Origin of the sequence: Burkholderia sp. 9775_39, assembly GCF_015712225.1 — a bacterium.
In the GTDB taxonomy this organism is placed as follows: Bacteria; Pseudomonadota; Gammaproteobacteria; order Burkholderiales; family Burkholderiaceae; genus Burkholderia; species Burkholderia cenocepacia.
This window is the reverse complement of record NZ_JACCQC010000017.1, coordinates 55,876-69,020: the sequence shown is the minus strand read 5'-3', so window position 1 is coordinate 69,020 and position 13,145 is coordinate 55,876. Positions and strand designations below refer to the sequence as shown.

General features: G+C 67.3%; 10 protein-coding genes. 6 read left to right on the top strand and 4 right to left on the bottom strand.

The features are described from left to right. Positions 1 to 100: 100 nt before the first annotated feature. From H0X90_RS22655 to H0X90_RS22645, 3 genes are all read right to left on the bottom strand, one after another. Positions 101 to 493: a TraR/DksA family transcriptional regulator gene (locus tag H0X90_RS22655; protein WP_012493297.1), complete on the bottom strand. Its 393-nt coding sequence runs from the start codon at positions 491 to 493 to the stop codon at positions 101 to 103. Positions 494 to 877: 384 nt separating this feature from the next. Further along, a complete protein-coding gene (locus tag H0X90_RS22650; protein WP_077189191.1) occupies positions 878 to 2,284 on the bottom strand; it encodes an undecaprenyl-phosphate glucose phosphotransferase in 1,407 nt (468 codons plus the stop codon). An 11-nt stretch (positions 2,285 to 2,295) separates the two neighbouring features. Then, complete coding sequence (locus H0X90_RS22645) at positions 2,296 to 3,078, bottom strand: Crp/Fnr family transcriptional regulator (RefSeq protein WP_006494985.1); 783 nt, start codon at positions 3,076 to 3,078, stop codon at positions 2,296 to 2,298. Between the two features lie 920 nt (positions 3,079 to 3,998). On the opposite strand from H0X90_RS22645, the gene H0X90_RS22640 reads away from it, so the two are divergent. From H0X90_RS22640 to H0X90_RS22615, 6 genes are all read left to right on the top strand, one after another. Beyond that, complete coding sequence (locus H0X90_RS22640; protein WP_006494986.1) at positions 3,999 to 4,781, top strand: Crp/Fnr family transcriptional regulator; 783 nt, start codon at positions 3,999 to 4,001, stop codon at positions 4,779 to 4,781. A gap of 180 nt (positions 4,782 to 4,961) precedes the next feature. Further along, positions 4,962 to 5,213, top strand: a complete 252-nt coding sequence (locus H0X90_RS22635; protein WP_006490451.1) for an acyl carrier protein — start codon at positions 4,962 to 4,964, stop codon at positions 5,211 to 5,213. Next, positions 5,210 to 6,406 (top strand): acyl-CoA dehydrogenase family protein, encoded by a 1,197-nt coding sequence (locus H0X90_RS22630; protein WP_006494988.1) that lies wholly within the window; start codon positions 5,210 to 5,212, stop codon positions 6,404 to 6,406. Before H0X90_RS22635 ends, H0X90_RS22630 begins: the two co-directional genes overlap by 4 nt. After that, a complete protein-coding gene (locus H0X90_RS22625) occupies positions 6,403 to 7,377 on the top strand; it encodes an amino acid--[acyl-carrier-protein] ligase (protein ID WP_006494989.1) in 975 nt (324 codons plus the stop codon). Before H0X90_RS22630 ends, H0X90_RS22625 begins: the two co-directional genes overlap by 4 nt. Beyond that, a complete protein-coding gene (locus tag H0X90_RS22620) occupies positions 7,374 to 8,429 on the top strand; it encodes a DUF1839 family protein (RefSeq protein WP_034203354.1) in 1,056 nt (351 codons plus the stop codon). Before H0X90_RS22625 ends, H0X90_RS22620 begins: the two co-directional genes overlap by 4 nt. Further along, a complete protein-coding gene (locus H0X90_RS22615) occupies positions 8,426 to 10,912 on the top strand; it encodes a glycoside hydrolase family 2 protein (protein ID WP_077189172.1) in 2,487 nt (828 codons plus the stop codon). The genes H0X90_RS22620 and H0X90_RS22615 overlap by 4 nt, the downstream gene beginning before the upstream one ends. A gap of 54 nt (positions 10,913 to 10,966) precedes the next feature. On the opposite strand, the gene H0X90_RS22610 is transcribed toward H0X90_RS22615, so the two are convergent. Further along, a complete protein-coding gene (locus H0X90_RS22610; protein ID WP_012493293.1) occupies positions 10,967 to 12,358 on the bottom strand; it encodes a sigma-54 dependent transcriptional regulator in 1,392 nt (463 codons plus the stop codon). Between the last annotated feature and the right edge of the window lie 787 nt (positions 12,359 to 13,145).

The window sequence follows — 13,145 nt, the reverse complement described above, 5'->3', positions numbered from 1 at the left end:
GGCGTCTGCCCGCCCGGCGCCGCATGTCGACGCCGCCGGGCGCCCGTTGGTCATCCTGCGCCGGCCGCGCGGCGCGTACCGCGCGGCTGGAGCCGCGGCGTCAGAGCGACGCGCGCGGTGTCGTCGCGTAGCGTCGTTCGTAGATCGATTGGCAATGCGTGCAACGTTCGGCGGTCGGCCGCGCCAGCAGCCGCTCGTAGCCGACCGCGCCGTCGCAGTCGATGCATTCGCCGTAACTGCCGTCACGCATCCGCTGCTGGGCGCGCCCGATCGCGCGCAGTTCGGTCAGCTTCATCCCGATCAACGCATGGTCGACGTCGACGAACAGGTCGGCATTCGCCTCGTCGCCCTCGTCCGGCGCCGCGCCGGCCAGATCCGCATAGGATTCCGACGCGCGCTGGTCTTCGCTCGTGCGGATCTCCGCACGCAGCGCCTGCTCGCTCTCGTTCAGCCGCTGTTTCAGCGTCTGCCGTTGTTGTTGGTCGAGCGACATGGCCGTCTCTCCTGTTCCGGTTCCGCGCGAAGAAAGGCGGCGCGCGGTATCGCGCCGGTGCGCGACGCGCAGGCATGACCTGCGCCGCCGCATCCGGATGATGCGACCGGACGCGCAAAACGCCGGACGCATTCGACGCAGGATAAACCCATTGAACACGCGTGTGTTGACCGGAATCAGCGTGCCGGTCATGCGACGGCGGAGGGACGAAACTGGGGACGGACGCGGAATCGCGACCGAAGGGGCGCGTGGCGAAGCCCCGTCGGCGCAAACGCAGCGCAGCAATTTCCCATGCGGCCACATCGCTTCGTTCCGTGCGCACGAGCCGGCCTCATTCCGTCGATACGGTCGCTCACGCGGCGCCGCTTCGATGATTCGTCTTCCTTAGAATGCATTGCGCCCGATGAAGCCGCGCACCACCGTCATCAGGATGATCTTGATGTCGAACCAGAAGCTCCAGTTCTGCATGTAGAACAAATCGAACTTCACGCGCGCCTCCATCGCCTCGACCTTGCGCGTTTCGCCGCGATAGCCGTTCACCTGCGCCCATCCGGTGATGCCGGGCCGCACGCGGTAGCGGTACATGTAGCAATCGATCAGTTGCCGATAGAGGTCGTCGTGTTCGATCGCGTGCGGACGCGGGCCGACTACCGACATCTGCCCGAACAGCACGTTGAAGAACTGCGGCAGCTCGTCGAGCGACGTGCGCCGCAGGAATGCGCCGACACGCGTGATGCGCGAATCGTTGCGCGACGCCTGCCGCACGACGCCCGGCTGCACGCGGTGCACGCGCATCGTCCGGAACTTCAGGATATGGAACTCGCGGCCGTCGACGCCCTTGCGGCGCTGCTTGAACAGCACCGGCCCCGGCGACGACAGCTTGACCGCGATCGCCACCATCGTCAGCAGCGGCAGCAACGGAATCAGCACGCCGAACGCGAACAGCCGGTCGAACGCGAACTTGGCCCATAGCTCCGGCGCGGCGCGCGGCGTGGTCGCGAGATTGATCGCCGGCATGCCGAGCAGGTCGGTCGCGGAGCGATCGACGACCGCCATCTGCCGCACGTCGGGCAACAGCCGCAACTCGACGAACTCGTCGCGCAATTCGCGCACGATGCGCTGGATCCGCCACTCGTGCGACATCGGCAGCGTGAGCCAGACCTCGTCGATGTCGCCGCCCCGAATCAGGTCGCGCAACGTGGGCCAGTCGTCGATCACCGGCACGCCGCCGATGCCGCCCGCGGCGGTCTGCGCATCGTCGTCGAATACGCACGCGGCCACGAACAGGCCATTCGGCGCGCGCTGCATCCGCTCGATCGCCACCCGCCCGTAGCCGGTTGCGCCGACGACGGCGACGCGACGTTGCCGCCCCCGCGGATCGCCGCGCGTCAGCGCGAACGCCAGCAACGCCGCGCGGCCGAGCAGCAGCGCCGCGTCACCGGCGAGCACCGTGCGCACGATCCAGCGGGTCGTGACGGTGCCGCCGCGATTCATGATCCACATCGTGCCGGCCACCGTCAGCACGCTCGCGCACACCACCGCCACCAGCGTGTGCGTCAGCGCGTGCGCGCCGCCCTGCACCGCGACGCCGCCGCGCACGGTGCGCAGGTAGCGCGGCAGCAGCGCCACCGTCAGCACGCACAGCAGCGCGATCGCGCCGCGCTGCGCGTCGGACAGCGCATGCCAGCCGAGACCCGACGCAGCCTGCGCGACGAGCGCGCCGGCCAGCACGAGCACGACGTCGGCCGCCGCGATCGCGGCGCGCCGCATCGCATTCGTTCCACCGGACATCGACTGCATCGTCACGCACCGTGCGCCGGGAAACCGCAACGCCCTTCCGGCATGCGCGGGCGAACCGTCGCCGGCCTCGTATTCCCGCGCGTGCCGAGCAGCCGGCGATAGTCCGCGCGAATCAGGTCGTAGCATTCGCACGCGTGATGTTCGAGGCCATCGCGGTCGAGCACCGTGATGCGGCCGCGGCGCTGCCGGATCAGGCCGGCTTCCTGCAGGTTCCCGGCCGCTTCCGTCACGCCTTCGCGCCGCACGCCGAGCATGTTCGCGATCGTCTGCTGGGTGACGGTCAGCTCGTCGCCGTCGATCCGGTCGTGTGCGAGCAGCAGCCAGCGGCTGAGTTGCTCGCTGACCGAATGGTGCCGATTGCACAGTGCGCTGCGCGAGATCTGCGCCATCGTCGCCTGGCAGGTGTTGAGCAGCAGCCGATAGGTCTGCGGCGACCGCTCGAACTCGGCGCGCATCACGCAACTCGGCACGCGATACGCCATCCCGCCGATCCGCACCTCGACCCGGCTCGACGCGGCGACGCCGCCGACCAGCGTCCCCAGCCCGACCACGCCCTCGCGGCCGACCACCGCCACCTCGACCATCGCGCCGTCTTCCATCAGGTGCTGGACCGACATCATCGCCGTCGTCGGAAAGTGCAGATGACGCATCGGCTCGCCGACCCGGTCGAGCATCCCGGCCTTGATCCTGACCAGTTCGAGATGCGGTGCGATGGTGCGGATGCTGTCCTCCGGGAGGGCAGCAAGGATGGCATTCGCCGAGTAGCTCGAGTGAAGATGAAGCATGTCTGTATCCCTTTTATTGTCCGCGCCGCCTGCAGCCGCGTGCACGGAACTCGTTATCGCGATGCGCGCCCGGACATTGACAGCGGTTGCGGCCCACAACCCTGAATCCGACTGACCATCGGCTTGTCATCGCCGGATTGAGTCGACTGTCCCGTTTCGACACGCCAGCCCGAATAAGCGATTTACGTGCCAATAGCCGTCCATCCTTAATATATGAATCACGTCCGATTTAGCGCGCCCGAATAACCGTCCCCAAAATCAAAAAAACGTCTCATTTCCGGACACTCCTCCACGCAACGGACACAGCGCGCATTCGACTGATCAATTCCCATGCATCGGCCGCGGGCGATCGGAGGACGGCCGCGACGCTTACCGTTCAAATACTTACAGCCGATTTTCAATTGTTTCCGTGATGTGCAGCGCAGCATTTGCCGACGCCGCCACACCTCACACGCTTGTTTCAAACTGTCTCAAATTTGAATCGGGACACTAATTCGAGGCTCTGTCCGCTACCGCACACATCATGCTCAAGCCATTGATCCCAATGAAGAATCAGGCGCTCCCCGTTTATTTGTCAAATAATGTTCAATGTCGCGGGAGCCTTTCGTTGTACGATGCGCCACGTCGTTCGATTGATTCCGGTTCGACATCGAATGACAGGAAAGCGCACCAATCCATTTCCGGACAATTAATCCCTTGAAAATGAATCATTAAATCGGCATAACGTTTGCACTGAACCGCAATCGTCAAACTTTGTGAAATGACGTAATGCGAAATTGCCCGAATTCGATTGCGTGCTAGCCTTTTTCGCCAGTATCGTCATTCCGCTTTCGATCAACACAAGTCCGCACGATCGTGCGAAATCCCCGTTGCGGGATTCGCCGCGACGACGCGCGACCGCCACCCTGCGAGGATGCGCCGTGACTCACCAGGCCCCCGACGCCGTCGCGTATGCGAACGGCATGATCGAGCTTTCCCACAGCTTCGACGCCAACCGGTTTCTCGCGGCCATCGACCGCGACGAACTCGCCACGCTGACGCCCCACCTTCAACTCGTTCACCTGAAATCCGGGCAAGTGCTGTGCGAACCCGGCGAAATGCTCACGGCCGTCTACCTGCCGGTCACGACCGCGATTTCGCTGCAGTACGTGTCGTCCGGCGGCATGACGCTGGAAGTCGCGGAGATCGGCAGCGAAAGCGTGGTCTGCGACGACGTGATCGGCGGCAGCGGCCGGATGCCGTGTCGTGCGCTCGCGTGCCGCGACGGCTTCGTCTACCGGCTCGACCGGCGCGTCTTCGCCGCCGCGTTCGACGCGTCGCCGGTGATTCGCCATCTCGTGTTCGTCTGCGTGCGGCTGCTGATGGCGCAGGTGTCGCAGATCACGTTCTGCAGCCGTCACCACGTGCTCAAACATCAGTTATGCAGATGGTTCCTGCTCGCGTTCGATCGCACGCGCAGCATCGAGATCCAGGTGACGCACAGCATGCTCGCGCAAATGCTCGGCGTGCGGCGGGAGACGGTCACGGACGCCGCCGGCGAAATCCAGAAACTCGGCCTGATCCGGCAATACCGCAGCTCGATCGAGCTCGCGGACCTCGACGGCCTCGAAAAAATGTCGTGCGGCTGCCGCGCGATCGTGCGCGACGAGATGAAGCGCATCCTGTCGGCCGACTCGGGCGTGCCGGCCGCGTCGCGCACGTGATCAACGTGCCGGACCGGGACGGCGCGACGGCGCCGCCCGCGTGCAGGGTCAGCTGTTTGTAGGGTGGCGAACAGAACGCCGTGTCTGCCAATGGTCTACTGATGCCGGACTGCCGGGGGGATGTCAGCGCTTGTCGCGCGTCTGCCCGAGCGGACGACACCACGCACGCCGGAGCAGCACGTGAAAAACGAAATCAGAACCATCCTGAAGCACGTCGCCCATCTCGAAGCCGCGATCGATTCGATCGGTGACGGGGACGACCTCTACGAAGCGGGCCTCTCCTCGCTCGATACGATCCAGCTGATGCTCGCGATCGAAAAGCAGTTCAACATCGAGATTCCCGACGAGATGCTGAACCGCAACCTGTTCCGCAGCATCGACGCACTCGCGGACACGATCGCCACGCTGCAACGCACCGAGCATTCCGCATGAGCGCGCTGCTACCCGAACTCGCGCCCGACAGCGATTCGCATCGGCTCGACGAGGCCGCGCATGCGGTCGCGCAGATCGCCGCCCAGCATGCCGATGCGGTCGATCGCGACGCGCGCTGCCCGGTCGAGGCGATCGAGGCGATGCGCGCGCGCCGCCTGCTCGGCGCGATGGTGCCGACCCATCTCGGCGGCGCTGGCGCGTCGCTGGAAGACATCGCGTCGGCCTGCTCGATCCTCGGCCAGGCCTGTGCATCGTCGGCGATGGTGTTCGCGATGCACCAGATCCAGGTCGCCTGCATCGTCAATCACGCCGCCGACCAGGGCTGGCACAAGCTGTTCCTGCAACAGCTCGTGCGTCACCAGTGGCTGCTCGCCTCGGCCACGTCGGAAGACGGCGTCGGCGGCAACCTGCGCGCGAGCCAGTGCGCCCTCGAAACCGACGGCGGCGGGTTCCGGCTGCACAAATCCGCGCCGACGATCTCGTACGGCGACTATGCCGACGGCATTCTCGCGACCGCGCGACGCGATGCGGACGCGCCGGCTTCCGAGCAGGTGCTCGTCACTCTGCTGCGCGACGGCTATACGCTCACGCGCCGCGGCGAATGGGACACGCTCGGCATGCGCGGCACCTGCAGCAACGGCTTCGTGCTCGACGCGCAAGGCGCCGCCGTGCAATGCCTGCCGGTGCCGTTCGCGAAGATCGCCGAAGAAACGATGGTGCCGGTCTCGCACATCCTGTGGGCCGCGGTGTGGATCGGCGTCGCCGGCGACGCGTTCCATCGCGCGCACCAGTTCTTCCGCGCGCAGGCGCGCCAGACCGACGGCGCACCGTCGCCCGCCGCGCGGCGCATCGCCGAATCGCTCGCGCTGATGCAGGCGATGCAGGCCCGCGTCGACAACGTGCTGCGCCTCCACGCGAACGCGTCGGCCCGCTCGTGGTCGGCCGGCATGGCCTGGGCCGCCGAGATCAATACGCTGAAGACCTACGTGTCGGCAACCGCGCTCGAAGTCGCGCACCAGGCGATGATGATCTGCGGGATGGCCGGCTACAAGCAAGGCACGCCGTTCAGCATCGGCCGCCACATTCGCGACCTGCACGCGGCGCCGCTGATGATCAGCAACGACCGCATTGCCGCCAACACTGCGAGCCTGTTGCTCGCGCTGCGTCCTGCGACGCTGGAGAAACATACGTGAACGATCGCCTCGCCGTGCCCTCCGCCGCCTCCGCTCCCGCCGACGCACCGCTCGACCGCGCGGGCGTCAATCCGCTGCGCGACGCGCTGATCGACGCGGGCCTGCTGGTCTCGACCGGCATCCAGGGCCTGTTCGGTCGCAGCGAACGATTCGAGCGCGTGGTCGAGGCGCTCGACGCGTTCGTCACGCGCGTCGGCGCCGACCAGCAGGCCGAAGTGCTGCGCTTCCCGCCGGCGATGAGCCGCACCGAGTTCGAGCGCAGCGAATACATGAAGAGCTTCCCGCAACTGGCGGGCAGCGTGCATGCGTTTTGCGGCGACGAGCGCCAGCATCAGCGCGTGCTGCAATGCCTCGATCGCGGCGACGACTGGACCGAAAGCCAGAAGCCGACCTACGTCGTGATGACGCCGGCCGCGTGCTACCCCGTGTATCCCGTCGTCGCCCGCGCGGGCGCGCTGCCCGCCGACGGCCGGATCGTCGACGTATTCTCGTACTGCTTCCGTCACGAACCGTCGCTCGACCCGACCCGCATGCAGTTGTTCCGGATGCGCGAATACGTGCGGATCGGCACGCCCGAGCAGATCGTCTCGTTCCGCGAGACGTGGATCGAGCGCGGCACGCGGATGATCGAAGCGCTGCGCCTGCCGAATGCGATCGATCTCGCGAACGACCCGTTCTTCGGGCGCGGCGGCAAGATCGTCGCGAACAGCCAGCGCGAGCAGAACCTGAAATTCGAGCTGCTGATCCCGATCGAGCACGACGACCGCCAGACCGCGTGCCTGAGCTTCAACTACCACATGGACCACTTCGGGCTGCTGTGGGACATCCGCACCGCGACGGGCGACGTCGCGCACACCGGCTGCGTCGGCTTCGGCCTCGAGCGGCTCACGCTCGCGCTGTTCCGCCACCATGGCTTCGACGTCGACGCATGGCCGCGCGAGGTTCGCGACGTGCTGTGGGGTACGCGATGAGGTTCGTTTCCCGCGACGGCGAAGACGCATCGTTCGAGGACGTGCGCCACCGCGCGCGCCACTACCGGCCGCACCCGCTGCACAGTCAGGAGATGGTCTGGAAGCAGACCAACTGCTATGTCGACATGTGGCTCGAGGTGCTCCGGTGGTGGGGCCTCAATCCGTACGCGGCGCTGCCGTTCACGATCGCGCTCGACTTCGAGGGCGATCAGTTCACGTTCTTCAAGTTTCCGCACGACGAACTGGAGCGGCTCTACGGAATCGTCGTGCAGGAACATTCGATCTACGAGCCGCTCGACCAGCACATCGAGACGCAGGTCGCGCGCGGCCATCTGATGATCGTCGAGGTCGATGCGTGGTTCCTGCCCGATACGCGCGGCAGCAGCTACCGCACGCAGCACACGAAGACGACGATCGGCATCGACGCGATCGACCGCGAGAAGCAGCAGATCGGCTACTTCCACAACAGCGGCTATTACGTCGCCGAGGATTTCGATTACAACGGGCTCGTCGGCGGCAGTTCGCCGATGACGCTGCCGCCGTACGTCGAATGCGCGAAGCGACGCTTTGCGCCGCTCGACGAACGCGCGCTCTGCGAAGCGTCGCTGGCCGCGTTGCAGCGTCACCTGCGGCGCCTGCCGGTCGTCGATCCGATCGCGGCATTCCGCCGGCAGTTGCAGGCCGACGCGCCCATCCTCGCGGAAGCGCCGCTCGAGCATTTCCATGCGTACTCGTTCAATTCGGTGCGGCAGCTCGGCGCGAATTTCGAACTGTTCGGCCACTATGCCCGCTGGCTGCAGGCAAGCGGCTGCACCGGGCCGTTCGCCGAGATCCGTGCCGCGTGCGATCGCATCGCGTCGGAAGCGATGGTGCTCGAATTCCGGCTCGCACGCGCATGCGCGCGCGGCAAGGAAGAGCGCGGCGATTCGACGCTCGAGGCGATCGAGGCCGCGTACACCGACCTCGTCGCGTGCGCGCGGCAGATTGGTGCGCCGCTGCGGCACGTGACACCCGTGCGCTACGACACGGCACCCGTGTCGGTCATGCGGTGACGCGCGCGCGCGCCCTGCCCGCGTGGTCGCTGCTGGCGACGGCCGCGGGCGCCGTGCGCGACCCGCGCGACCTCCCGGACGACCACGGCGGCTGGATCGCCGCGCCGGTGCCCGGCACGGTCGCGCAGGCGCTCGCGTTGGCTGGCCGGCTCGACGAAGCCGCGTCGCTCGACGAGCGCGACCACTGGTACCGGCTCGAGCTGCGCGGGCGCGGGCCGCGCATCCTGCGCTTTCACGGCCTCGCGACGCTCGCGCAGGCCTGGCTCGACGACACGCCGATCCACCACTCGGACAGCATGTTCGTCGCGCACGACGTACCGGTGTCGCTCGACGGCACGCACCGGCTGACCGTGTGTTTCCGTGCGCTCGCGCCGCACCTGCGCGACGCGCGCGCGCCGCGCCGTGCGCGCTGGCGCACGCGGCTCGCGGAACCGGCCGCGCTGCGCACGATCCGCACGTCGCTGTTCGGGCACATGCCGGGCTGGTTTCCGCCGTATGTCCCGACCGGCCCGTGGCGGCCCGTCGACGTGCTCGATCCGGCCGACGCGCCCGTTCCGAGCGACTGCAAACTGCATGCACGCGTCGACGGCGACACGGGCTGGCTCGACGCGGAACTGACGTTCGCCGCACCGCTACCCGAACCGCTCGTCGCGCGGCTGTCGTGCGGCGACCATCACGCGACGCTCGAACGCGCCGGCGCCGGCCAGTTGCGCGCGAGCGTCGCGATACCGAACGTGCGTCGCTGGTGGCCGCATACGCACGGCGAACCGGCGCTCTACGAGATCACGCTGCATATCGGCGACGCGCGCCTGCCGCTCGGCTCGACGGGGTTCCGCACGATCGAGATCGATTCCGGCGCAGACGGCAAGGGGTTCGGGCTGCGCATCAACGGCGTGCCCGTATTCGCGCGCGGCGCATGCTGGAGCAGCGCCGCGCCGCTCGCGCTGCACGCGGACGACGCGACCTACGGCCGCCTGCTCGGGCTCGCGCGCGACGCCGGTTTCAACATGATCCGCGTCGGCGGCACGATGACCTACGAGGCCGACGCGTTCCACGCCTGGTGCGACCGGCTCGGACTGCTGGTCTGGCAGGAATTCGGCTTCGCGAACTTCGATTACGCGCTCGACGATCCCGCGTTCGCGGCCAACGTCGATCGCGAAGCGAGCCAGTTGCTGTTGCGTCACGGCGCGTCGCCGTCGCTGGCCGTGCTGTGCGGCGGCAGCGAGATCGCGCAACAGGCCGCGATGTCCGGGCTCGGGCCGAAGCAGCGCTTCCTCGAGCTGACGGCCGACCGGCTGGCCGGCCACGCGGCCGCGCACCGCCCCGATGTTCCGTACGTGCCCGATTCGCCCGACGGCGGCGTGCTGCCGTTCACGCCGCGCGAACGCGTGTCGCACTACTACGGCGTCGGCGCGTACCTGCGTCCGCTCGACGATGCGCGCCGCGCGGACGTGCGCTTTGCGAGCGAATGCCTCGCGTTCGCGAACGTGCCGTGCGATGCGACGCTCGCCGAACTCGGCTGGCCGGGCGTGCACGAGCCGCGCTGGAAGGCGGCCGTGCCGCGCGACCCCGGCACGTCGTGGGATTTCGAAGATATCCGCGACCACTATCTGCAGACGCTGTACGACGTCGCGCCGGACCAGCTGCGGCGCGAGGACCCGGCACGCTATTTCGAGCTGTCGCGTGCGGTGATCGCGGACGTGATGCGCGAGACCTTTTCCGAATGGCGACGCAGCGGCTCGCGTTGCGCCGGCGCGCTCGTGTGGCAGTTCCAGGACGTGATGCCGGGCGCCGGATGGGGCGTGATCGACGCCGCGCACCGGCCGAAATCGGCCTGGTATGCGCTGCGCCAGGTGCTGCAGCCGATCCAGGTGCTGCTGGTCGACGAAGGCCTGAACGGGCTCGACGTGCATGTCGTCAACGAACGCCCGGCGCCGCTGTCGGCGGCGGTCGAACTGGTCGCGCTGCGCGACGGCCGCACGCCGGTCGCACGGGCCGGCGGCCCGGTGCGGATCGCCGCGCACGACACCGTGCGGCTCGGCTCGGCCGAGCTGCTCGGCCGCTTCTTCGACTGGACCTACGCGTACCGCTTCGGCCCATGCGAACACGATACGGTCGTTGCAACGCTGCGCGCCGACGACGGCACGCTGCTGTCGCAGGCGTTCCATTTTCCGTCCCGCACGCATCCGGCCGTGCTGGCGCGCCGCGAGCCCGGGATCGAGGCATGCGTGTCCCGCACCGGCGAGACCTGGCACGTCGACATCGATACGCGGCACGTCGCACGCCATGTGCAGATCGACGCGCCGGGTTTCATGCCGAGCGACGACTGGTTCCATCTCGCGCCGGGCACGCCGGCGCGCATCGCGCTCGTTCCGTTGCAAACCGACGGGAAGCCCGCGACGGCTGGCGACAGCGCGCCACCGACGGTAGACATCCGCGCGGTGAACGCCGCGCGCGCGGTGCGGGCTACGCAGGCCGGGTGACGCGACGCTCGCAGCCGCCGCGAGCGTCGTGCCGCTCCGTGTCAGTGCCGCGCCTCAGTCGGACGAGCCGGTGCCGCGCGGTCGCTCGATACCGTACGCCTCCATCCAGCGATACAGCGTCGCGCGCGACACGCCGAGTTCGCGCGCCGAAGCGGCGACGCGCCCACGCGTGCGCAGCAACGCGGTTTCGATCGCCTCGCGCTCGATCGACTTGCGGATGTCGGCCACCGACGGCGACGCCGCGTCGAGACAGTATTCGAGCTCGAGATCCTGCGCGGTGATCAGGCGCCCTTCCGTCATCACGACCGCCCGGCGCACGCGGTTGATCAGCTCGCGGACATTGCCCGGCCAGTCGTGCTTGTAGAGCGCCGTGATCGCATCCGTCGAAAACCCGCGCACGCGATGGCGCGCATCGCCGCGAAAGCGTTCGAGCATGTGGTGCGCGAGCAGTTCGATGTCCTTGCCGCGTGCCCGCAGCGGCGGCTGGTCGATGCGCATCACGCACAGACGGTGGAACAGGTCGGCGCGAAAACGCCCTTCCTCCATCGCATCGCGCAGGTCGACGTGCGTCGCCGACACGATCCGGACGTCGACCGGCACCGGGTCGCTGCCGCCAAGACGGTGAATCGAACGCTCCTGCAGAAACCGCAGCAGGCTCGCCTGGCTTTCGTGCGGCAGGTCGCCGATCTCGTCGAGCAGCAGCGTGCCGCCGTTCGCGGCTTCGACGTAGCCGATCTTGCGCGCGTTCGCGCCGGTAAACGCGCCACGCTCGTAGCCGAACAGTTCCGATTGCAGCAGGTGCGGCGGAATCGCACCGCAGTTGACCGCGACGAACGGGCCGTTGCGTCGCTCCGAATGGCGGTGAATCGCCAGCGCCGTGAGTTCCTTGCCGGTTCCCGTTTCGCCGAACACGAACACCGGTGCGTCGGTGCGCGCGAAACGCCGCACCGTATCGAACAGCCGCAGCATCGCGCTGCAGGTGCCCACGATGCCCTTTTCCTCCGATTCGAGCTGTTCGCGATCGCGCGCGAACAGGCATTCCATGCCGTAGGCATGGCCGACCGTATCGGCGATCCGCTGATGCGACGCCGGCAATGTCACGTAATCGAAACAGTAGTCGCGCAACAGCGCCCGCACGTTCGGCGACGCGGTCTGGCCGACATCCACGAGCGCCACCCAGACGACGTCGCGCATCGACGCGCAGGTCGACGCGATGCTGCCGATCGCATCGGCGTGGCCGCCGCTCAGATCGAGAATGCCGCACGTAATTTCGCCGGACGTGTCGCGCAGCTCGCTCGCATGGGCGACGACCGACACTTTCCAGTCGCGGCGCGACAATTCCTTTCGCAGCATCACGGACGGCGATTGCGTCCAGTAAATCAGCGGACGCTGCCCGTTACCGCTCCCCGCGCCGGCGCTCTTATCGCGCGTTATTGGCATATTCATAACGAACCATCACTTTCTGCACTCCGCGAACCGTTCGCGTGCGCTGCGGCCGGCGGCGCATGGCCGCCTTTCCGCGCTGCGTTTCCGCAGCTTTGGCGAAGATCGAAACTGCACACGGCGAGAACCCCCGGAGGTCGAGCCGGATGTCATCCGGCCTCGTTGTCATCGAACTCGAACGGAATGCGCGGCTGCGGGAGCCACAACATTCCGGCTTTGAAGCGACCCGCCGTCAGGCGGGGCACGTCGGCAAACGGAAATTCCGTCCGCATGTGCGTCGCGTCGTACACGACAGTCGCGCCCGATGCTGAACCGGAGGGCCGCCAAAACCGCGCCGGATTGACCGCCCCATTTCATCCGCACCTGAATTTACACCCCGTTTCGAGATGACCTTGTTACCAAAAGATAAACCTGAATCAGTCGGTTACGCTGCCCGTGGCCGCGCGCTCCGCGCGTTTGACCACTGAGATTTGATTATCTCTGACCATTCCCGTCAATCAGTGGCAAATACTACTTTTCTGCAAGATTGATTCCGTCGATTGCGCGCGATTTCCATCGAAATCTCCCCAAAACCGCGGTACCGTGCTTCCCGGATCGCATAATCGCGCGCACCGCCGGGTAGCCGCTCCGCCTTCCGGCCGCGCACGGACCGCCCGGCCGTTACACGTCGTAATCAGCGGCGTCGCGCCGCGCCGGCGCTTTTAGGCGAATTCCCGCCGATCGGCGTGAACGCCGCGCGCCGGCACACACGTCGTGCGGTGCAGCATGATGGCCATCCTTTCTCGCCAGA

What these genes read in the sequence shown, in the direction of transcription:
- H0X90_RS22655 (WP_012493297.1), bottom strand. Translation starts at nt 493, where the DNA reads ATGTCGCTCGACCAACAACAACGGCAGACGCTGAAACAGCGGCTGAAC.
- H0X90_RS22650 (WP_077189191.1), bottom strand. Translation starts at nt 2,284, where the DNA reads ATGTCCGGTGGAACGAATGCGATGCGGCGCGCCGCGATCGCGGCGGCC.
- H0X90_RS22645 (WP_006494985.1), bottom strand. Translation starts at nt 3,078, where the DNA reads ATGCTTCATCTTCACTCGAGCTACTCGGCGAATGCCATCCTTGCTGCC.
- H0X90_RS22630 (WP_006494988.1), top strand. Translation starts at nt 5,210, where the DNA reads ATGAGCGCGCTGCTACCCGAACTCGCGCCCGACAGCGATTCGCATCGG.
- H0X90_RS22620 (WP_034203354.1), top strand. Translation starts at nt 7,374, where the DNA reads ATGAGGTTCGTTTCCCGCGACGGCGAAGACGCATCGTTCGAGGACGTG.
- H0X90_RS22610 (WP_012493293.1), bottom strand. Translation starts at nt 12,358, where the DNA reads ATGAATATGCCAATAACGCGCGATAAGAGCGCCGGCGCGGGGAGCGGT.